At 28.4% G+C, this 20,814-nt stretch carries 14 protein-coding genes; 13 read left to right on the forward strand and 1 reads right to left on the reverse strand.

All coding sequences use genetic code 11. From position 1 onward, the window contains the following. The 10 genes from ABNT14_RS07190 (at window position 1) to ABNT14_RS07235 (ending at window position 14,899) form a co-directional block, all read left to right on the forward strand. Complete coding sequence (locus tag ABNT14_RS07190; protein ID WP_101902747.1) at window positions 1–357, forward strand: helix-turn-helix domain-containing protein; 357 nt, start codon at window positions 1–3, stop codon at window positions 355–357. A 1,696-nt stretch (window positions 358–2,053) separates the two neighbouring features. Continuing rightward, entirely contained in the window at window positions 2,054–2,509 is a 456-nt protein-coding gene (locus ABNT14_RS07195) for a hypothetical protein (protein WP_101901318.1), read from the forward strand. 24 nt (window positions 2,510–2,533) lie between these two features. Continuing rightward, window positions 2,534–2,968, forward strand: coding sequence for a hypothetical protein (locus ABNT14_RS07200; protein ID WP_101901316.1), 435 nt, complete (start codon window positions 2,534–2,536; stop codon window positions 2,966–2,968). Window positions 2,969–3,157: 189 nt separating this feature from the next. Beyond that, complete coding sequence (locus tag ABNT14_RS07205) at window positions 3,158–6,460, forward strand: sacsin N-terminal ATP-binding-like domain-containing protein (protein ID WP_101901313.1); 3,303 nt, start codon at window positions 3,158–3,160, stop codon at window positions 6,458–6,460. 668 nt (window positions 6,461–7,128) lie between these two features. Next, window positions 7,129–8,730: a DUF4041 domain-containing protein gene (locus tag ABNT14_RS07210; protein ID WP_101902717.1), complete on the forward strand. Its 1,602-nt coding sequence runs from the start codon at window positions 7,129–7,131 to the stop codon at window positions 8,728–8,730. Window positions 8,731–9,397: 667 nt separating this feature from the next. Beyond that, complete coding sequence (locus ABNT14_RS07215; RefSeq protein WP_348719363.1) at window positions 9,398–9,544, forward strand: hypothetical protein; 147 nt, start codon at window positions 9,398–9,400, stop codon at window positions 9,542–9,544. A gap of 1,240 nt (window positions 9,545–10,784) precedes the next feature. Continuing rightward, window positions 10,785–11,837 carry a PD-(D/E)XK nuclease family protein gene (locus ABNT14_RS07220; RefSeq protein WP_101902257.1) on the forward strand — a complete coding sequence of 351 codons (1,053 nt, stop codon included), beginning with the start codon at window positions 10,785–10,787 and terminating at the stop codon, window positions 11,835–11,837. Window positions 11,838–12,045: 208 nt separating this feature from the next. Then, window positions 12,046–13,098: a PD-(D/E)XK nuclease family protein gene (locus ABNT14_RS07225; RefSeq protein WP_101902257.1), complete on the forward strand. Its 1,053-nt coding sequence runs from the start codon at window positions 12,046–12,048 to the stop codon at window positions 13,096–13,098. 208 nt (window positions 13,099–13,306) lie between these two features. Beyond that, window positions 13,307–14,359, forward strand: coding sequence for a PD-(D/E)XK nuclease family protein (locus ABNT14_RS07230; protein WP_101902257.1), 1,053 nt, complete (start codon window positions 13,307–13,309; stop codon window positions 14,357–14,359). Between the two features lie 222 nt (window positions 14,360–14,581). Beyond that, window positions 14,582–14,899 carry a hypothetical protein gene (locus ABNT14_RS07235; RefSeq protein ID WP_348719367.1) on the forward strand — a complete coding sequence of 106 codons (318 nt, stop codon included), beginning with the start codon at window positions 14,582–14,584 and terminating at the stop codon, window positions 14,897–14,899. On the opposite strand, the gene ABNT14_RS07240 is transcribed toward ABNT14_RS07235, so the two are convergent. After that, window positions 14,873–15,118 carry a hypothetical protein gene (locus ABNT14_RS07240; protein ID WP_348719368.1) on the reverse strand — a complete coding sequence of 82 codons (246 nt, stop codon included), beginning with the start codon at window positions 15,116–15,118 and terminating at the stop codon, window positions 14,873–14,875. The genes ABNT14_RS07235 and ABNT14_RS07240 overlap by 27 nt on opposite strands. Window positions 15,119–16,689: 1,571 nt before the next feature. Here ABNT14_RS07240 and ABNT14_RS07245 point away from each other — a divergent pair. From ABNT14_RS07245 to ABNT14_RS07255, 3 genes are all read left to right on the forward strand, one after another. Further along, window positions 16,690–18,387 carry an ATP-dependent nuclease gene (locus tag ABNT14_RS07245; RefSeq protein WP_348719369.1) on the forward strand — a complete coding sequence of 566 codons (1,698 nt, stop codon included), beginning with the start codon at window positions 16,690–16,692 and terminating at the stop codon, window positions 18,385–18,387. A 184-nt stretch (window positions 18,388–18,571) separates the two neighbouring features. Beyond that, a complete protein-coding gene (locus ABNT14_RS07250) occupies window positions 18,572–19,009 on the forward strand; it encodes a lipocalin family protein (RefSeq protein WP_101902722.1) in 438 nt (145 codons plus the stop codon). A gap of 401 nt (window positions 19,010–19,410) precedes the next feature. Then, window positions 19,411–20,241 (forward strand): hypothetical protein, encoded by an 831-nt coding sequence (locus ABNT14_RS07255; protein WP_101902721.1) that lies wholly within the window; start codon window positions 19,411–19,413, stop codon window positions 20,239–20,241. The last annotated feature ends 573 nt before the right edge of the window (window positions 20,242–20,814 follow it).

Raw genomic sequence — 20,814 nt, forward strand, 5'->3', positions numbered from 1 at the left:
ATGAATATTAGACCAATAAAAAACGAAACAGATTACTTAAACGCACTTGAAAGACTTGAAGTCATTTTTGACGCAAAAAAAGGAACAAAAAAAGGAGATGAGTTAGAAATACTTTCAATACTAATTGACAAATACGAAAACGAAACTTCTCCAATTGGATTTCCTGACCCAATTGAGGCTATTAAATTTAGAATGGAACAAATGGGGTTAAAACAAAAAGATTTAGCCGAAGTTGTTGGATTTAAAAGTAGAGTTAGTGAAATTTTAAATAAAAAAAGAAAATTGACATTAGAAATGATTAGAAACTTAAATTTAAAATTACACATCCCTACTGAAGTTTTAGTACAGGATTATTAAAATTACTGGTGCTAACAACATATATAATTTATTGCTAGTAGTTATCTACTTACGAAAATCCTTAGGGATTTTCTATTCCGTTTTTATTTAATATATTTAGAACTTGAAATACGCAACAAACCATATACAAACCGTTAACCTGCATTAAGCCAAATTACACGGAATATTAACGTAATTAAGCGTTTTCTAAAAGTAAAATTCTGACAAAGATTACGTGAATCTGTTTGTAATGAGAATAGCGGACTTTCTAGCTCCTTTGCGCAATAGAAACGGAATCGTAAAACAGCAGATTTTGAAAAATATTACGTAAGATTTTACTTATAATTCCGAAATGAAAATGGCGGACTTTTTAGCTCGTTTACGCAATCGAAAATAAAAATGAAAAAATGTTCGGAATATTTCCGATGTTAAATTTTTTAGCGTAAGTTTATATGAAAATTTAGACAAGTTAAATGCCGAATAAAAACGCTGAAAAATATGTGATTTTATAACGGTATTTTAATTAAAAAAGAAAAAAACGCACGTTAACAAAGTGTATGAGCGCATATTTTCCTGGCGGAAAAATACGCCACATACACTAGGCGTTACCCACAATTGAAGAGAAAAATTGATCAAAAAAGAGAAATTAAGAAGCGCTTTTTTTGTGGATAATTCAGAAGCGGAAACGGCTCGTGATATGGTAAAATCTGATTTTGAAGAATCTTAAAACCGAAATGGCATATGTGGGATTTATAAAACGGATTAACCTAAGAATTGACTTATTAGAATTGTATTATACAGTCTGAAAATTGCAGAAAAAATAGTCGATTAAATAGTGTTTACTTTAATATCGGAATTGATATCTTAGGAAACAAATCCACTGATTTTAATACAAATAGCGGAATTAAAAACAACTTTCGAATATGATTTCCTCATAAATAAAATTGAAAAAATAGAACTTTTTATCGAGCCGAATCTGGACAAAAAAGGAAAGAAAAAACAAGAACTGTGGGTAACAAAATATATAATTTATTGCTAGTGCGAACCTACTTACGAAAATCCTTAGGGGATTTTCTATTCCGTTTTTATTTACTTAATTTAGTGCTTCAAAAATGCAACAAACCATATATAAAACGTTACCCACAATTGAAGAAAAAAATTGATCAAAAAAGAGAAATTAAGAAGCGCTTTTTTTGTGGATAATTCAGAAGCGGAAACGGCTCGTGATATGGTAAAATCTGATTTTGAAGAATCTTAAAACCGAAATGGCATATGTGGGATTTATAAAACGGATTCTTAATAGAGAAACCTAAGAATTGACTTATTAGAATTGTATTATACAGTCTGAAAATTGCAGAAAAAATAGTCGATTAAATAATGTTGATTTTAATATCGGAATTGATATCTTAGGAAATAAATCGCCTGATTTTAATACAAATAGCGGAATTAAAAACAACTTTCGAATATGATTTCCTCATAAATAAGATTGAAAAAACAGAAATTTTTATCGAGCCGAATCTGGACAAAAAAGGAAAGAAAATACAAGAACTGTGGGTAACAAAATATATAATTTATTGCTAGTGCGAACCTACTTACGAAAATCCTTAGGGGATTTTCTATTCCGTTTTTATTTACTTAATTTAGTGCTTCAAAAATGCAACAAACCATATATAAATCGTTGTGGTGCATTTACCACTCAAACTTCTGAATTGAATAAATGAAAAAATTAATATTTCGATTGACCTTACCTTTTACTTTAATTTCATTCGGAATTATAACAAAATGGTCTTACGGAATAGCGATTGATGCAAAAGATGTTTTCTTTTATGGATTTCCGATGATTTATAAATGCGAAGGATTCCACACATCTTTATCAACTCAATATTTTCTGACAGAAATGACAATTAATTTGTTGACTTATTTTTCATTTTGGTTAATTATAACATTAATTCTAAACCGAATTTGGAAAATCAATATTCCGAAACATATATCGAAAATATTTTGGATTGGATATGCTGTTTTATTTTTAGGATTTGCCTGCTTATCAAATGACTTGGATGACCGATATAAAATAAAACGTAATTTTAAAGTTAAAATATTTGACAGCGGATTTACAATTTTCGGAAACCACTCGACTGATCGAGAAAAATATCAAACTGAAATGGAAAATTGAAATATAAAATAATACCAAAACAACGTGTATAAAATAAATAATATACTTTATCTAACTTTAATAATTTTTATTTTTGCTTCCTGTAATAAATCAGAAGAAGAGAAATTTAACCAAATATTGAACTCTGAAAACTTAGAAATCCAAATAAATGGTTACGGAGGAATAGCAGGATATTTCGAACAGAAACTGTATCTTAAAAAAAATGAATTTGAATCCTTAATAATTATTGACAAAGGGACTGATTACCAAACTTTCGTTCGAATTGACAATGAGAGAAAATTATTAAAAGAATTTATAGTTGAGGCTTACAAAACAAATGAACCTGATAAAAAACATATTAGTTCTTGTATTGGAGGAATAGATTATGAATATATTTTAAAAAGTGGTTTAACTAAGTTAAAATTAAAACCAAGTCGGAAATGTGATTCAATATTTGACTTAATCCTGAAATATGAATAACAACCAAAAAAACGACACCACAACAAAGTATATAATTTATTTCTAGTTCTTGCCTACTTACGAAAATTCTTTGCGGATTTTATATTCCATTTTTATTTACTAAATTAGTTGCTTGAAACACGCAACAAATCATATACAAAAACGTTGTGTGTCATTACAGAACCACCGAACATAGAATACAAAAAATTGATGGAAAGAGATTTAACGCCAGAAGAAATTGAGAAACATAATAATCGAAAATTAACTGCGGATAAAATTCGACAGATTTTATCAAAAGTAATGGAAACACCTACTCAATCTTCGAAAAGGTGGGTTTGGGAATTAATGCAAAATGCAAAGGATATTCCGAACAGATTTGGAGAAGTTTCAATAAAAATTGAATTAACCGAAAATTCATTAAAATTTTGGCACAACGGAAATCCGTTCACTTTGAAAAATATTATGGGACTTATTCAACAAGTAAGTTCTAAAGATTCAACGAATAGCAATGAAGAAGTAACGGGTAAATTTGGAACAGGATTTATTAGCACTCACCTTTTGTCGAGAAAAATTTCTGTAAAAGGCTTTGTCTTTCATAATGGAATTCATAGAAAATTTGATATTATTTTAGATAGAAGTGGCGATTCGTCAGAAGATTTAATTCCAAAAATCAAAACAGCATTAGAACACATTTCACAAATCGAGAACAATCAGGTTTTTCCTATTGAATACAATTATGAAACTAATCGTGTAGAACAATCATTTGATACCTCGTTTGAGTATGAATTAATAAGTGATAAAAGTAAAAAATGGGCAAAAGATGGAATTGATGATTTAGTAAATACATTACCACAAACCTTAGTTAATTTAGAAAAGATTAAAAAGGTAACTGTAGTAAACAATGGTGTTCAAGAGATTTACGCGAAAAAGGAAATTTTCAAAAGAGATGGTGTAACTGCATATGAAGTTAAAATTAGTAATCAAGAATCGAAAAAATTTCTTTCCTATGGTAAAAACGAAATTACTCTTGCAATAGAAGTGAATAATTTCAACCCAATCACATTAATTGAACATTTTGGACAACAACCCAACTTATTTAGAGATTTCCCTTTGATTGGGTCTGAAAAATTCCATTTTCCATATATCTTAAATGGGCACACCTTTAACCCAACAGAAGATAGAGATAGTATTGTTTTACATTCAGAAGAAAGTAAAGAATCAATTGACAACAGACAATCTATCGAAAATGCAATTTCTGTTGCTCAAGAATTTACTCAGTGGTTAATAACTAACAAGGCAATAAATAGACATATTTGTGCTTACACAAGAAGACCTGAATTAAAATCAACTTGGGAAGATTTTTCTAATAATTGGTATACAGAAATTCAAACTGATTGGAGAAAGCAATTAATTGAAATGCCATTATTTGAAACAGAAGAAGGTGTGATAATTGATTTGAAAAATGCTATTATTCCTGAAGATGGCGATACAAAAGAATTTAAAGTAGAATTCTATGATTTAGCAAGACCAATATACTCTTCTAATAGAATTCCGAAAAAAGAAAAACATTTTGATTGGTTAAAAATATTAGGGCCTAAAACTGACAAAGAACAAAGAGAAAATTGGGGAATTAAATTATCTAAAAATGTAGAAGATTTAGCACAAATCATTAATGATTTTGGTAGTAAAGAAAATCTATTAAAAAGTACAGAATTAGTAGATGTTAACGATTTAAATAAGTGGTTAAATAATCTTTATAGTTATTTAGTAAAAACTCAACAAACAGATTTATTATCAAATTATGAGTTAATACCAAATCAATATGGCAATTTCAAAAAATTAAGTGAATTACATATTGAAGACTCTCAAAAACCTATTCCAGATGAATTATTGGATATTTTAGACAAACTTGGTGAACATTGGAGAAATGATTTAATAGATAGAGAAATAAATATAGGCTTAAGTATTGATACTAAAGGTTGTTCAGAAATTTCTGAAAGCATTAATAAAATACTAAAAGAAGAACAAGGCGATTACAACAACAAAGTTTCTGTCTTTTTAAGAAGAGTAGATGCACGGGATATTTTAACTGATATTTTAAAATTGCAAACTTCAAATTCTACGGCTGATAACTTTCAGTATAAGTTGTTTAACTTCGGTAAAGAACTATTCAAACTTGATGATAACGTAAAAAATATTGAGAACCTATCTCCTTTTGTTTTCTTTACTACAATAAAACTTTTTATAGAATTAGTTCATAAAGAAATTCAGTCATTAGAAGGACTAAGTGGTTTACAAGAAAGACTCTGCAAGACAGAAGAAGATTCACTTTTTTGGCTAAATAATTATCTTAATTTAATTCAGTCAAATAGTGGCTTTAAGTTTTTAGTAGAAGAAAATATTAGGATTATTCCCAATCGATATAAGGAGTTTATTTCTTTTGAAGTTGCAAAATCATTTGGAACAGAAGAAACCCCATTAAATGATGAATTAGTTGACATTTTATTTAAACTGAATAGTCATGAAGATTGGAAAGGATTTTTAGTCCATAATGGTATTCTTTTTGATTTTAATGAAAAATGCAAATTTGAAGAATTAAGTCAAAGTATCGAAGATAATATTTCAACAATACAAACGAATGAATATCAAAATCCAGGAGAAGGAGTATTAGATAAATTTAAAAGCCCAATATTAGATTTAATCGAATGGATTGAAGATTGCGAGAACAAGAAATTAGCAGAATCCTATTTTAGCACTTTCGTTAGTGAATCAAAATCTTTGTTATTTAAACTTACTGTTGGCAATTCAAATATTGGTATTTCGGCAATTAAAATGTTACAAGATGAAGATAGCGTCAATCTATTATCTAAAATTCAAGAATCAAATGTTTCAACAAAAGATTTAGCAGAATTAATTGATATTGTTACCGAACTTGGCTCTACGGAATTATTGAAACAAAGAGCCGAAGATTTAAGAGAAGAAAAAAGAAATAGAGAATTTTTGTATCAAGTTGGTGAAAAGGTTGAAGAAGCAATTAAGAATACCTTAACTGAATTTAATGTTGAAAAAATCAGTATTGGAGCGTTTGATTTAAAGATTTCAAATAATGAGAAGTCGTATTTTTTAGAAGTTAAATCATTCAAAAACAATAGTAGTTATCCTTTCTTATTTGCACCAAGTCAAGCGAGTAAAGTAATGTTAGACGAACCAAACTATGCTATTTGCACAATTGAAAGGCCATTAGTAGAAGTAAATGAAATATCCATTGAGTATGTGAAAAACAACTTGCTTTTTGCAAAAGAATTGTCTTCTCAATTTAACAAAGGAGTTGAAGATTATACAAAGTTTAGAGAAATTAGAAGTAACCATAATATATCAAAATTAAAAATTGATATTCTTGGAGAAGTGAGAGTTGAAGTCGACAAAAATGCGATAATTAATAAATCTGAAAACTTTGACAATCTTATAAATGACATAAGAAAAGAATTAACGAACACACAACAATGTATATAAAAAATAAGCGAGATAGTAGTAGTATCAAGGTTTGTAGCCCGTTTCAATTTTCTTGTAAGCTGAACGTTTTGTGCTTCGAATTCGCTTACTTTTCATATACCAACCGTTGTAATTAATGGCGGAATTTCAGCCTGAAATTCCTAATTAGTGATTTTTATTTTCTAGAAATTAATATTGAATAATATTACGCTGGAAAAATTGAAAATGACTGCTACTCTATTTTTAGAAAGTAAATCCTAAAAAAGAGAAAAAAACAGAATTAAACTCTGAAAAGTAAAGCGTGAATAAATCTGTGGAAATTAATTAAAGTCGAGTTTGAAGCAGAAACGTGAAAAAAGAAAGAATTTAAAGCGGAGTTTTAAGCGGAAACGTAAAAAAAAGGCAGAAATTAACGCTGAAAATAAAGCGTGAATTAATTAAGGCGGAGTTTTAAGTAGAAACGTAAAAAAAGAAAGAGAAATAAAACGGAAAAATTGAAAATTAAGAAATGAGAAATTTAGTTAGAAAATCACTAATTACAACAACATATATAATTTATTGCTAGTGCTTATCTACTTACGAAAATCCTTAGGGGATTTTCTATTCCGTTTTTATTTACTAAATTAGTTGCTTCAAACACGCAACAAACCATATATAAAACCGTTGGGGCTAATTAAAAAAAGAAAGAAATGACATTTTTACTTACTATTTGTATAATAATTATTATCGTTTTATTATCTAAAAATTCTTCAATAAAAAAAGAAAGAGATAATAAAGGAAAAGAAATATCTGATTTAAATGATGAATTAAAAAAAGAAAGAGATAATAAAGAAAAGGAAATATCTGATTTAAATGAAAAATTTAAAAAGGAGAAAAATAATTTTTCAGAATACCAAAAATCTACTGAATACTTAAAAAAATATGAGCCAATAAAAGATATTGATAATGAATTAAAAAAAATTTCTAATGAAATTGAGCAAAGGTTAGAAAAAACTAAAATTGAAGTTGAAGAGATTATTCAAAGTTCAAAATCAGAAGTAAATACAATAAGAAAAGAAGCAAGAGAAAAGGCAACTGAAACAAAAAATAGAGCTGAAATTATATTAGAAAATGCTCATAAAATTGCAACAAAAATTGAAAATGAAGCTAATTCAAAAGCTGAAAGTATAGCCGGAGAAGCTTGGGAAGCAAAGAATAATGCTGAACAGTATCAAAAAACTGTAAAAGCTATGAAAAATATCATTAAAGGTTATGGAGACGAATATTTAATACCTAACCATTCACTTCTAGACGATTTAGCAGAAGAATATAATCATAAAAAAGCTGGTCAAGAACTTGCACAAATTAGAACACTTATAAAGTCTATGATTAAAAATAATGAAGTTGCAGAATGTGATTATGTTGAAGTTCATAGAAAAACAACAGCAATTGAATTTGTCCTAGATGCCTTTAATGGAAAAGTTGATACTATAATGGCTAAAGTTAAATATGACAATTATGGCAAACTTCAACAATCTTTAAAAGATGCTTTTCGTCTGGTAAATCATAATGGTAAAGCCTTTAGAAATGCAAAAATTACAAATAGATATTATGAAACCGTTTTAGAACAATTAAAATTAGCAGTTACAGTTCACGAAATAAAGAAACAAGATTTACAAGAGCAAAGAGAAATACGAGAAGCTATTAGAGAAGAAGAAAAAGCAAGAAGAGATTTTGAAAAAGCTAGAAAAGAAGCTGAAAAAGAAGAAAAAATGCTTGAAAAAGCAAGGAAAGAAATTGAGGCAAAATTACTAAAAGTTGCTGACGAAGATAGAGCTAAATTTGAGCAAGAACTAGAAAATATTAAGCAAAAACTATTTATAGCAGAAGAGAAAGGACAAAGAGCAATGTCAATGGCTCAACAAACAAAAAGAGGACACGTTTACATAATTTCTAATGTTGGTTCATTTGGAGAAAACGTATATAAAATTGGACTAACAAGAAGGTTAGAACCTTTAGACAGAGTTAAAGAATTAGGAGATGCTTCTGTTCCATTTACATTTGACGTTCACGCAATGATTCATTCAGAAGATGCTCCGAAATTAGAAAAAGAATTACATAGAACTTTCGATTCTGAAAGAGTAAATAAAGTAAATTACAGAAAGGAATTTTTCGCTATGCCAATTAGTGAAATCAAGGCTAAAGTCGATACATTTAAATTAGAAACACATTGGACAATGAAATCAGAAGCTTTGGAATACAGAGAGAGTTTAGAAATGAAGAAAAGACTGCTAGAAAAAACAAATAACTAGCCCCAACAACGTATATAATTTATTGCTAGTACTAGCCTACTTACGAAAATCCTTAGGGATTTTCTATTCCGTTTTTATTTACTAAATTTAGTGCTTTAAAAACGCAACAAACCATATACAAACCGTTAACCTGCATTAAGCCAAATTACACGGAATATTAACGTAATTAAGCGTTTTCGAAAAGTAAAATCCTGACAAAGATTACGTGAATCTATTTGTAATGAAAATAGCCGACTTTCTAGCTCGTTTACGCAATAGAAACGGAATCGTAAAACAGTAGATTTTGACAAATATTACGTAAGATTTTGCTTATAATTCCGAAATAAAACCGTAGATTTTTTAGCTCGTTTACGCAATCGAAAATAAAAATGAAAAAATGTTCGGAATATTACCGATTTTAGATTTTTTAGCGTAAGTTTATATGAAAATTTAGACAAGTTAAACGCCGAATAAAAACGCTGAAAAATGTGTGATTTTATAACGGTATTTTAATTAAAAAAGAAAAAACGCACGTTAACAAAGTGTATGAGCGCATATTTTCCTGGCGGAAAAATACGCCACATACACTAGGCGTTAACCTGCATTAAGCCAATTACACGAAATATTAACGTAATTAAACATTTTCGAAAAGTAAAATTCTGACAAAGATTACGTGAATCTGTTTGTAATGAAAACAGCGGATTTCCTAGCTTATTTGCGCAATCAAAACGGAATTGTAAAACAGCAGATTTTGAAAAATATCACGCAAGAATTTGTCTATAATTCCGAAATGAAAATGGCGGACTTTTTAGCTCGTTTACGCAATCGAAAATAAAAATGAAAAAATGTTCGGAATATTCCCGATGTTAGATTTTTTAGCGTAAGTTTATATGAAAATTTAGACAAGTTAAACGCCGAATAAAAACGCTGAAAAATATGTGATTTTATAACGGTATTTTAATTAAAAAAAAAGAAAAAAACGCACGTTAACAAAGTGTATGAGCGCATATTTTCCTGGCGGAAAAATACGCCACATACACTAGGCGTTGCAAGTAATTGGCAAAAAATCACGCAAATTATAATGTGTTTTTTAAGGCTAATAAAGAAGTATAATCGGAAACTATTTCCCTAAAAACCCTCTAAAGAATGAGCAAAATACTGAAAAACTTACGCAACTGTTGATTTAAAAGACTGACGCATAAATCAATAAAAACGGAATGAATAAAACTGACCGAATTACCATCCAAAATCTGAATTTATAACGGCTGTAGAATTGAGAAAATGCAGAAAATTGGAATTGGAAAATTGACGCAACCGCTGATTTAAAATATTGACGCATAAATCAATAAAAACGGAATGAATAAAACTGACCGAATTATCATCCAAAATCTGAATTTATAACGGCTGTAGAATTGAGAAAATGCAGAAAATTGGAATTGGAAAAAACAGCATTATAAACTGAAAAACAAACTACTTGCAACAAAATATATAATTTATTGCTAGTGCGAACCTACTTACGAAAATCCTTAGGGGATTTTCTATTCCGTTTTTATTTACTTAATTTAGTGCTTCAAAAATGCAACAAACCATATATAAAACGTTGTAAGTAATTCGCAAAAATATCGCAATTAGAACCTGATTTTTAAGTAAATACAGAATTTGAAAATATCGCTATAAAAATATTACGAATAAAATTTAGAATCTATAAATACTTGAATTTACATAAAACCTGAAAATAAAATCGACCGAATTATTACGCAAAACATGAATTTATAACATTTGTAGAATTGAGCAAAATACAGAATTGAAATCGCAAAATTTACGCAAAATCTGAAAATAAAATTGACTGAATTATTATGTGAAATCTGAATTTATAACGTTTGTAGAATTGAAAAAATACAGAATTGAAAAAAAACAAACTACTTACAACAAAGTATATAAAAAATGCTTAATTTAGTCATAACACAAAAGTCAGTGCCGTTTTGCTACATCTGATTTTCCTGCGGAAAATCCTCGCACACAAAACAGCACTTTTCATATACAAACACGTTAGCAAACATTAAAATAAATCACGAATGAATAGAACTTTTTTTGAATATTTAGGAATTGCTGATATGGAAAAAATCCATTCTCAAATACTACAATGGATATTATCAAAAGACAATAAAAGTTTGACTTCAAATCAAAAAAATGAATTTATTTCTGACTTTCTGAATATTACCAACTTTGAAGTTTCTGAAATAATAACAGAATATGAAAAAATAGATATTTTAATAAAATCCCAAAATGGTGTAATCTGTATTGAGAATAAACTTAAATCTTCACAGCATTCAAATCAATTAAATAGATATAAAGAATCTATTCAACAAAAATATGGTAATATAAATACAGACTTTTTCTTTTTAACTTTAATAGATGAAAAATCAAATAATGACAATTGGAAAAACATTAGCTACAATCAATTATTGAATTCACTACAGAAACTTAAAATACAAAATAACACTGACGGACTAATTTTATTGGAGTATATCAAAACACTTGAGAATTTTTCAATTATTATAGCTGACTTTCTTGAAACACCTTCTGATTTCATTAATGTATTTGATGATGGACACAAAACCAAACATCAAAAAAAGGAAGAAATTAAAAACCCAAAACAGCGATTTATAAGTGACAACCAACTTGAAACTATTTTTCAAAAAATGTATTTTAAAAAAGTGGCTGACTTATTAAACTTAACAGATTATTACATCGTAGAAACTCACGGGAATGCCATTTTGGGAGTACCTATAGAAAAAGAGATTTTAATAGACGGTAAATATTTCAATTTTGGTTTCGACTATCAAAAAGGAACATTTAAAACAATGTGTATTTCGACAGATTATGAAAATTCAAAATCAACAGACATTCCTAGTCAAATCCCCGAATTATTTGAAAAAATAAAGCACAATCAAAAGTATGGATATAAGAGAGTAAACAAACCAAGAACTAAAGCTCAACATTCTCTTACAAAGAATAACAAAAACAATATTGGAATAGATATTAAACAATTTGCAGAAATTTTTAAAATCGAAATGAATTTATCAAAAGAATTAATACAGAACGAAATAATAAAAAACGTTTGCTAACAACGTGTATAAAACATAGCTAGCAAGTGCTAAACCCAAAGTTATCGCTTATTTACAAAGTCCGCCAAATATAAAATTTGCGTTTAAAAATAAAAAAATAAAAGCAAAATATTTATATTCGGCTAAGTATATAACCTGAAACTGTAATCTATTTTTACACGCTACGTTTCATACACAAACCGTTAGCAAACATTAAAATAAATCACGAATGAATAGAACTTTTTTTGAATATTTAGGAATTGCTGATATGGAAAAAATCCATTCTCAAATACTACAATGGATATTATCAAAAGACAATAAAAGTTTGACTTCAAATCAAAAAAATGAATTTATTTCTGACTTTCTGAATATTACCAACTTTGAAGTTTCTGAAATAATAACAGAATATGAAAAAATAGATATTTTAATAAAATCCCAAAATGGTGTAATCTGTATTGAGAATAAACTTAAATCTTCACAGCATTCAAATCAATTAAATAGATATAAAGAATCTATTCAACAAAAATATGGTAATATAAATACAGACTTTTTCTTTTTAACTTTAATAGATGAAAAATCAAATAATGACAATTGGAAAAACATTAGCTACAATCAATTATTGAATTCACTACAGAAACTTAAAATACAAAATAACACTGACGGACTAATTTTATTGGAGTATATCAAAACACTTGAGAATTTTTCAATTATTATAGCTGACTTTCTTGAAACACCTTCTGATTTCATTAATGTATTTGATGATGGACACAAAACCAAACATCAAAAAAAGGAAGAAATTAAAAACCCAAAACAGCGATTTATAAGTGACAACCAACTTGAAACTATTTTTCAAAAAATGTATTTTAAAAAAGTGGCTGACTTATTAAACTTAACAGATTATTACATCGTAGAAACTCACGGGAATGCCATTTTGGGAGTACCTATAGAAAAAGAGATTTTAATAGACGGTAAATATTTCAATTTTGGTTTCGACTATCAAAAAGGAACATTTAAAACAATGTGTATTTCGACAGATTATGAAAATTCAAAATCAACAGACATTCCTAGTCAAATCCCCGAATTATTTGAAAAAATAAAGCACAATCAAAAGTATGGATATAAGAGAGTAAACAAACCAAGAACTAAAGCTCAACATTCTCTTACAAAGAATAACAAAAACAATATTGGAATAGATATTAAACAATTTGCAGAAATTTTTAAAATCGAAATGAATTTATCAAAAGAATTAATACAGAACGAAATAATAAAAAACGTTTGCTAACAACGTGTATAAAACATAGCTAGCAAGTGCTAAACCCAAAGTTATCGCTTATTTACAAAGTCCGCCAAATATAAAATTTGCGTTTAAAAATAAAAAAATAAAAGCAAAATATTTATATTCGGCTAAGTATATAACCTGAAACTGTAATCTATTTTTACACGCTACGTTTCATACACAAACCGTTAGCAAACATTAAAATAAATCACGAATGAATAGAACTTTTTTTGAATATTTAGGAATTGCTGATATGGAAAAAATCCATTCTCAAATACTACAATGGATATTATCAAAAGACAATAAAAGTTTGACTTCAAATCAAAAAAATGAATTTATTTCTGACTTTCTGAATATTACCAACTTTGAAGTTTCTGAAATAATAACAGAATATGAAAAAATAGATATTTTAATAAAATCCCAAAATGGTGTAATCTGTATTGAGAATAAACTTAAATCTTCACAGCATTCAAATCAATTAAATAGATATAAAGAATCTATTCAACAAAAATATGGTAATATAAATACAGACTTTTTCTTTTTAACTTTAATAGATGAAAAATCAAATAATGACAATTGGAAAAACATTAGCTACAATCAATTATTGAATTCACTACAGAAACTTAAAATACAAAATAACACTGACGGACTAATTTTATTGGAGTATATCAAAACACTTGAGAATTTTTCAATTATTATAGCTGACTTTCTTGAAACACCTTCTGATTTCATTAATGTATTTGATGATGGACACAAAACCAAACATCAAAAAAAGGAAGAAATTAAAAACCCAAAACAGCGATTTATAAGTGACAACCAACTTGAAACTATTTTTCAAAAAATGTATTTTAAAAAAGTGGCTGACTTATTAAACTTAACAGATTATTACATCGTAGAAACTCACGGGAATGCCATTTTGGGAGTACCTATAGAAAAAGAGATTTTAATAGACGGTAAATATTTCAATTTTGGTTTCGACTATCAAAAAGGAACATTTAAAACAATGTGTATTTCGACAGATTATGAAAATTCAAAATCAACAGACATTCCTAGTCAAATCCCCGAATTATTTGAAAAAATAAAGCACAATCAAAAGTATGGATATAAGAGAGTAAACAAACCAAGAACTAAAGCTCAACATTCTCTTACAAAGAATAACAAAAACAATATTGGAATAGATATTAAACAATTTGCAGAAATTTTTAAAATCGAAATGAATTTATCAAAAGAATTAATACAGAACGAAATAATAAAAAACGTTTGCTAACAACGTGTATAAAACATAGCTAGCAAGTGCTAAACCCAAAGTTATCGCTTATTTACAAAGTCCGCCAAATATAAAATTTGCGTTTAAAAATAAAAAAATAAAAGCAAAATATTTATATTCGGCTAAGTATATAACCTGAAACTGTAGTCTATTTTTACACGCTACGTTTCATACACAAACCGTTGTGCCACATTAGCAACTAGAACCCAAATAAAAATAACTATGAAAGAGCTATTTATTAATGCGATACACAATAAGCAGAAAATTAAAGTAACGTTTTTTGCTAAAAAGTATAACGAGGATATAACAAGAATTTGCGCACCTATGGATTTCGGAATGTCTCAAGGGAAAAACACTAAAGACAAATCAGAAAAATATCACCTATGGGATTTTGAGAGCTCAAGCGGAGGACACACTCTTCCTTTAAAACCTGATGTTATTAAAAACATAGAGGTTTTAGACATTAATTTTGAGCCTTCTGAATTTGTTACGTGGAATGCTAATTGGATTGTATCACGTGACTGGGGTCAATTTAGTTAATATAGATTTTAACTTTTCAGCTTCTTTTAAAGAAGGGACAACTATAAACTCGTTAAATTCTGGGTGAATACCATTAACAGAAACAGTGTATAATGTTTGCCTCCCTTCTTTATTTTTGGCTAAGTCATCTACGCTTTCAGAGAAAAAAGAATCCGTAGAGAACTCATTTAATAAAATATCGTTGTCTATAATTATAGGATTTAATGCTTTGTTTTTCATAATATTTTGAATTTTAACAACTCATTCTCTTTAATATTGGCGGAATGAAAAGCCATTTACTGAATAAAACGTGGCACAACAACATATATAATTTATTGCTAGTACTCATCTACTTACGAAAATCCTTAGGGATTTTCTATTCCGTTATAATTTATTATATTCGTTACCCGAAACACGCAACAAACCATATATAAAAACGTTAACCTGCATTAAGCCAAATTACACGGAATATTAACAGAATTAAGCGTTTTCAAAAAGTAAAATCCTGACAAAGATTACGTAAATCTGTTTGTAATGAAAATAGCGGACTTTCTAGCTCGTTTACGCAATAGAAACGGAATCGTAAAATAGCAGATTTTGAAAAATATTACGCAAGAATTTGTCTATAATTCTGAAATAAAAATGGCGGACTTTTTAGTTCGTTTACGCAATCGAAAATAAAAATGAAAAAATGTTCGGAATATTCCCGATGTTAGATTTTTTAGCGTAAATTTATATGAAAATTTAGACAAGTTAAACGCCGAATAAAAACGCTGAAAAATGTGTGATTTTATAACGGTATTTTAATTAAAAAAGAAAAAACGCACGTTAACAAAGTGTATGAGCGCATATTTTCCTGGCGGAAAAATACGCCACATACACTAGGCGTTAACCTGCATTAAGCCAAAATTACACGGAATATTAACATAATTAAGCGTTTTCGAAAAGCAAAATCCTGACAAAGATTACGTGAATCTGTTTGTAATGAAAATAGCCGACTTTCTAGCTCGTTTACGCAATAGAAACGGAATCGTAAAACAGCAGATTTTGAAAAATATTACGTAAGATTTTGCTTATAATTCCGAAATGAAAATGGCGGACTTTTTAGTTCGTTTACGCAATCGAAAATAAAAATGAAAAAATGTTCGGAATATTCCCGATGTTAGATTTTTTAGCGTAAATTTATATGAAAATTTAGACAAGTTAAACGCCGAATAAAAACGCTGAAAAATGTGTGATTTTATAACGGTATTTTAATTAAAAAAGAAAAAACGCACGTTAACAAAGTGTATGAGCGCATATTTTCCTGGCGGAAAAATACGCCACATACACTAGGCGTTAACCTGCATTAAGCCAAATTACACGGAATATTAACGGAATAAGCGTTTTCGAAAAGTAAAATCCTGACAAAGATTACGTGAATCTGTTTGTAATGAAAATAGCGGACTTTCTAGCTCGTTTACGCAATCGAAACGGAATCGTAAAACAGTAGATTTTGACAAATACCACGTAAGAATTTGTCTATAATTCCGAAATGAAAATGGCGGACTTTTTAGCTCGTTTACGCAATCGAAAATAAAAATGAAAAAATGTTCGGAATATTGCCGATTTTAGATTTTTTCACGTAAGTTTATATCAAAATTTAGACAAGTTAAACGCCCAATAAAAACGCTGAAAAATATGTGATTTTATAACGGTATTTTAATTAAAAAAGAAAAAAACGCACGTTAACAAAGTGTATGAGCGCATATTTTCCTGGCGGAAAAATACGCCACATACACTAGGCGTTAGCACACATTTGAAAAAAACCTATGATAATAAAGAAAATTACAGCTAAAAACTACAGAAGTTTAGAAGATATTGAAATTGAATTTAATCCTTACTACAATGCATTATCAGGAAAAAATAATTCAGGAAAATCTAATATAATTAAAGCTATATTATCTTTCTTAACCTACGATTATAAAATGTTTTCTCAAGGTCCTTCTGGACCAGTAAACTATAGTTCTGATTATCCATATTGGAAAAACAAAGAAAAAACTAAAGAATCTATATACATAGAAATAGCATTAGAATTAGATAAAAATAATGATGCAGGACTCTATAAATTTATTAGAGAAATGGTTTTTAAAGAAGAGGAAACAACAGAATCTGAAAAAGAAATATTACTAATAAAAGCAACTAACTTACCCGATAAAAACTCTACAAATATTGAGATATTTTTTAGCGGTCATAAAATTGAAGACGAATACAAGAGAGATGAATTATTAAACAGAATTAGGAGCTCAGAAAGTGTTTTATTCCATAATTCAACGGAAAATGAGCCTTTCTTCTTTGCACAAAAACGAAGAGATTCTTTATCGTCATACTTGAATAGTGATGATTTAGAACTGATAACGAAAAAGAAAAAAACTTTAGAAAGTGCAGTAAAAAAATCCCTTAAAAAACATCAAACAGAGTTTGGTTCTTTACTTGGAAGATTAACTGAAAAATATGATGTTTCTCTTGGAATACCAAGTCTAAACATAGATAGAGAAAGTATTGAAATTTCATTAAAAGAAAAAGGTATAGAAGTTTCTTTAGAAGATTATGGTTCAGGAACAAAAAACAGAACGCTTATTCTGCTAAACTTAATGAACGCAAAACGAATACAACAATCTTCAAATCTAAATAAAAGACTAACACCTATTGTAATAGTTGAAGAACCTGAAAGTTTTTTACATCCATCTGCTCAAGCTGAATTTGGCAGAATATTACAAGATATTGCAGTTGAATTTAAAATTCAAATACTCGTTGCAACTCACAGTCCATATTTATTAAGTCATAAAGAACCAAAAGCTAATTTATTATTAGAAAGAGATTTAAATAAAAAAGAGAAAGGTTCTAAATTAATAGATACGGAAGGAGAAAAATGGTATGAGCCTTTTGCATTGTCGTTAGGAATAACAGGAGAAGATTTCGGACCTTTAAAATCAACCATATTTAGTGGGAAAAATGATATTATTTTAGTAGAAGGAACTTCTGACAAAGAATATTTCGAACTTCTGAAAAAATCAAAACACGGAAGTAAAAAGCTGAATTTCGATGGAGAAATTTTCCCTTATGGTGGTGCTGGAAATATTAAGAATAATATTCTTTTAAGGTTTATTAAAGAAAGATTTAAACGCTTTATTGTAACGGTAGACTTAGACAAATATTCGGATACTAAAAAGACTTTTCTATCATTAGGCTTAACAGAAAACAAAGAATTTATAATCATTGGTAAAAATGAAACTGGAAAAAAATGTATAGAAGGACTTGTTCCTTCTAATCTGCTTTCTAAGGTATATTCTGAAAATGTAGATTTAGTTCAACAATCAATGGAAAATTCTGAAGACGGAAAATCAGCAAGGTCAAAAATTAAAACAAAAGTACTTGAAGCGTTCAAGGAAGAGGAAAAAAAGGGGAATTTGAATATTTTTAAAGATTTTTATCCAATAATAGAAAAAATGAACAAAGCATTCAAATAAAAACGTGTGCTAACACCGTATATAAAAAATAGCGGTTTAAGTGCTTTATCAAAGGTAAATTTTATAAATTTAAGGTCAGTACAAAACCGAAAGTTTAGTGCATAAAATCCGCTACTATTCATATACAAGACCGTTGCCCACAATTTAAAAAAAACCGTACGAATAAATAATAAATCAAAGAATTATGAAAAAATTACTGAAACTTGGAATGATTTCTTGCTTTGTGCTTACCCTTTTTGGCTGTAGCAATGACGATGAAAATATAAAAGACGAAAATTCGATTGTAGGAACGTGGAAACTAATAGAAGTTTATAGTGACCCTGGAGATGGTTCTGGTAGTTGGAATTCTGTTGAAAACGGATATACATATAGTTTTTCTGTAAATGGAGAATTTACTTCAACTCGTTTCTCTGAATGTAGCTCTGGCAACTATACCATAAATTCTAATAAACTGACTTTGGATTTTGATTGTGACGGATTTACAGCTGGAATTGAAAACCCAGAAGGAACATTTATTGAAAATTACACTTTGGAATCAAATAGAATAATATTAGTTCCAACTTATTTGAATTGCGACGAAGGATGTGGTTGGAAATTTGAAAAAATTAATCAATCGGAATAAAAACTGTGGGCAACAATGTGTATAATTAATGGCTAGTTCGAGCCTACTTACGAAAATCCTCGCGGATTTTCTATTCGGTTTTTATTTGCTAAATTAGGTGCTTAAACACGCCACTAATCATACACAAACACGTTGTAGGTAATAACCTACTTATACCTATTTTTATTACTACCTTTAGGTTCTTTATAATCTCCTGCTTCATCTAATTTTTTTGCTATTAAATAAGCTATTCCAAAAGTTATTAATCCAAACATTTATTTTTGATTTAAGTTAATATTTATTTATTTTTTAATTTAAACACCGTAGGATTAAAACCTACAACAAAACCTATGTCGCATATTTTCCCTGCGGGAAAAATACGACGTACATAGCTGTGAAACGTTAGGCATAATAAGATAAAAATGAATCTAAAAGAAAAAAACAAAGCGATTTCAATCCTAAGAAAAGTATATCATCATACAAATACAGATTTTGATACCAAATATGATTATGGCGTAAGGGGGAAAAAAATCGATTTTTTAACTGATGAGCAAAAAGATTTATTGAAAAAACATAATCTTGTGCCAAATACAATGCAAAAACGTACACATAATGAATTTATTGAAGAATTTTTAGAATTAAAGAAAAACAGAAAATTAACATTAGATTTTGCAACAGCTTTATTTATAAAAGGTTTGACTGGGGAAGTTCCAAGATTTAGACAAACTCTAATAAGTTATTTATACCTTCAAGATGTTAAAAAACATGAATATAAAACTGATGAATATTCAACCTGTGTTATTTGTAATCTTCCAAAAGAAGATGCAAGTGATAGAATGTATTGGCTCATAGGTAAATATCTTGGTCATTCTTGGAATGAAAAACCATCAACTTTTTTGGAAGAATTAAAGGATATTTTACAATACGAAAAACCAATAATAACCCAAAAAGATAACGATTACCTAATTAAGTTGCTTTTATCAATTAACAAAGCAGATGAAAATGAAACACCAGGGCAACTTGAAAAGCGTATTGGAAAAGAAAAATTATTGCCTAAAACTGACAAATATAAAAGGTATGGGATTTTACAAACATTAGCTATATTAGGAATTTTAGACAGTAAACAGGAATTAGACAAACAACCTGCCCGTTCTGATATTGTCATGCCTTTAGCTGGTTGGAAAGGAAAACTTGGTGTGAATTTCAAAAGAGCGGAAGAAATATTTAAAATTACTATGCCTAACAATGTATAAAAAACATAGGGCTGAAGTGCTAACTTCAAAGTTCTGTGTTTATTTATAAAGTCCGCCAAATATAAAATTTGGCATTTTCAATATAAAAGATAAATACAAAATATTATATTTGGCTAAGTTTCAAACCCGCAAGTCAGTGCCTATCCTCTGCCCTACGTGTTTTATACTAAACGTTAACCTGCATTAAGCCAAGTTACACGGAATATTAACGTAATTAAGCGTTTTCGAAAAGTAAAATCCTGACAAAGATTACGTGAATCTGTTTGTAATGAAAACAGCGGACTTTCTAGCTCGTTTACGCAATAGAAACGGAATCGTAAAACAGCAGATTTTAAAAAATATCACGTAAGAATTTGTCTATAATTCCGAAATGAAAATGGCGGACTTTTTAGCTCGTTTACGCAATAGAAAATAAAAATGAAAAAATGTTCGGAATATTCCCGATTTTAGATTTTTTAGCGTAAGTTTATATGAAAATTTAGACAAGTTAAACACCGAATAAAAATGCTGAAAAATATGTGATTTTATAACGGTATTTTAATTAAAAAAGAAAAAACGCACGTTAACAAAGTG

This window comes from Tenacibaculum dicentrarchi (genome assembly GCF_964036635.1).
Classification (GTDB): Bacteria; Bacteroidota; Bacteroidia; order Flavobacteriales; family Flavobacteriaceae; genus Polaribacter; species Polaribacter dicentrarchi.

Coding starts and splice junctions, on each gene's coding strand:
- ABNT14_RS07190 (WP_101902747.1), top strand. CDS start 1: ATGAATATTAGACCAATAAAAAACGAAACAGATTACTTAAACGCACTT.
- ABNT14_RS07195 (WP_101901318.1), top strand. CDS start 2,054: ATGAAAAAATTAATATTTCGATTGACCTTACCTTTTACTTTAATTTCA.
- ABNT14_RS07205 (WP_101901313.1), top strand. CDS start 3,158: ATGGAAAGAGATTTAACGCCAGAAGAAATTGAGAAACATAATAATCGA.
- ABNT14_RS07210 (WP_101902717.1), top strand. CDS start 7,129: ATGACATTTTTACTTACTATTTGTATAATAATTATTATCGTTTTATTA.
- ABNT14_RS07215 (WP_348719363.1), top strand. CDS start 9,398: ATGAAAACAGCGGATTTCCTAGCTTATTTGCGCAATCAAAACGGAATT.
- ABNT14_RS07220 (WP_101902257.1), top strand. CDS start 10,785: ATGAATAGAACTTTTTTTGAATATTTAGGAATTGCTGATATGGAAAAA.
- ABNT14_RS07225 (WP_101902257.1), top strand. CDS start 12,046: ATGAATAGAACTTTTTTTGAATATTTAGGAATTGCTGATATGGAAAAA.
- ABNT14_RS07230 (WP_101902257.1), top strand. CDS start 13,307: ATGAATAGAACTTTTTTTGAATATTTAGGAATTGCTGATATGGAAAAA.
- ABNT14_RS07235 (WP_348719367.1), top strand. CDS start 14,582: ATGAAAGAGCTATTTATTAATGCGATACACAATAAGCAGAAAATTAAA.
- ABNT14_RS07240 (WP_348719368.1), bottom strand. CDS start 15,118: ATGAAAAACAAAGCATTAAATCCTATAATTATAGACAACGATATTTTA.
- ABNT14_RS07245 (WP_348719369.1), top strand. CDS start 16,690: ATGATAATAAAGAAAATTACAGCTAAAAACTACAGAAGTTTAGAAGAT.
- ABNT14_RS07250 (WP_101902722.1), top strand. CDS start 18,572: ATGAAAAAATTACTGAAACTTGGAATGATTTCTTGCTTTGTGCTTACC.
- ABNT14_RS07255 (WP_101902721.1), top strand. CDS start 19,411: ATGAATCTAAAAGAAAAAAACAAAGCGATTTCAATCCTAAGAAAAGTA.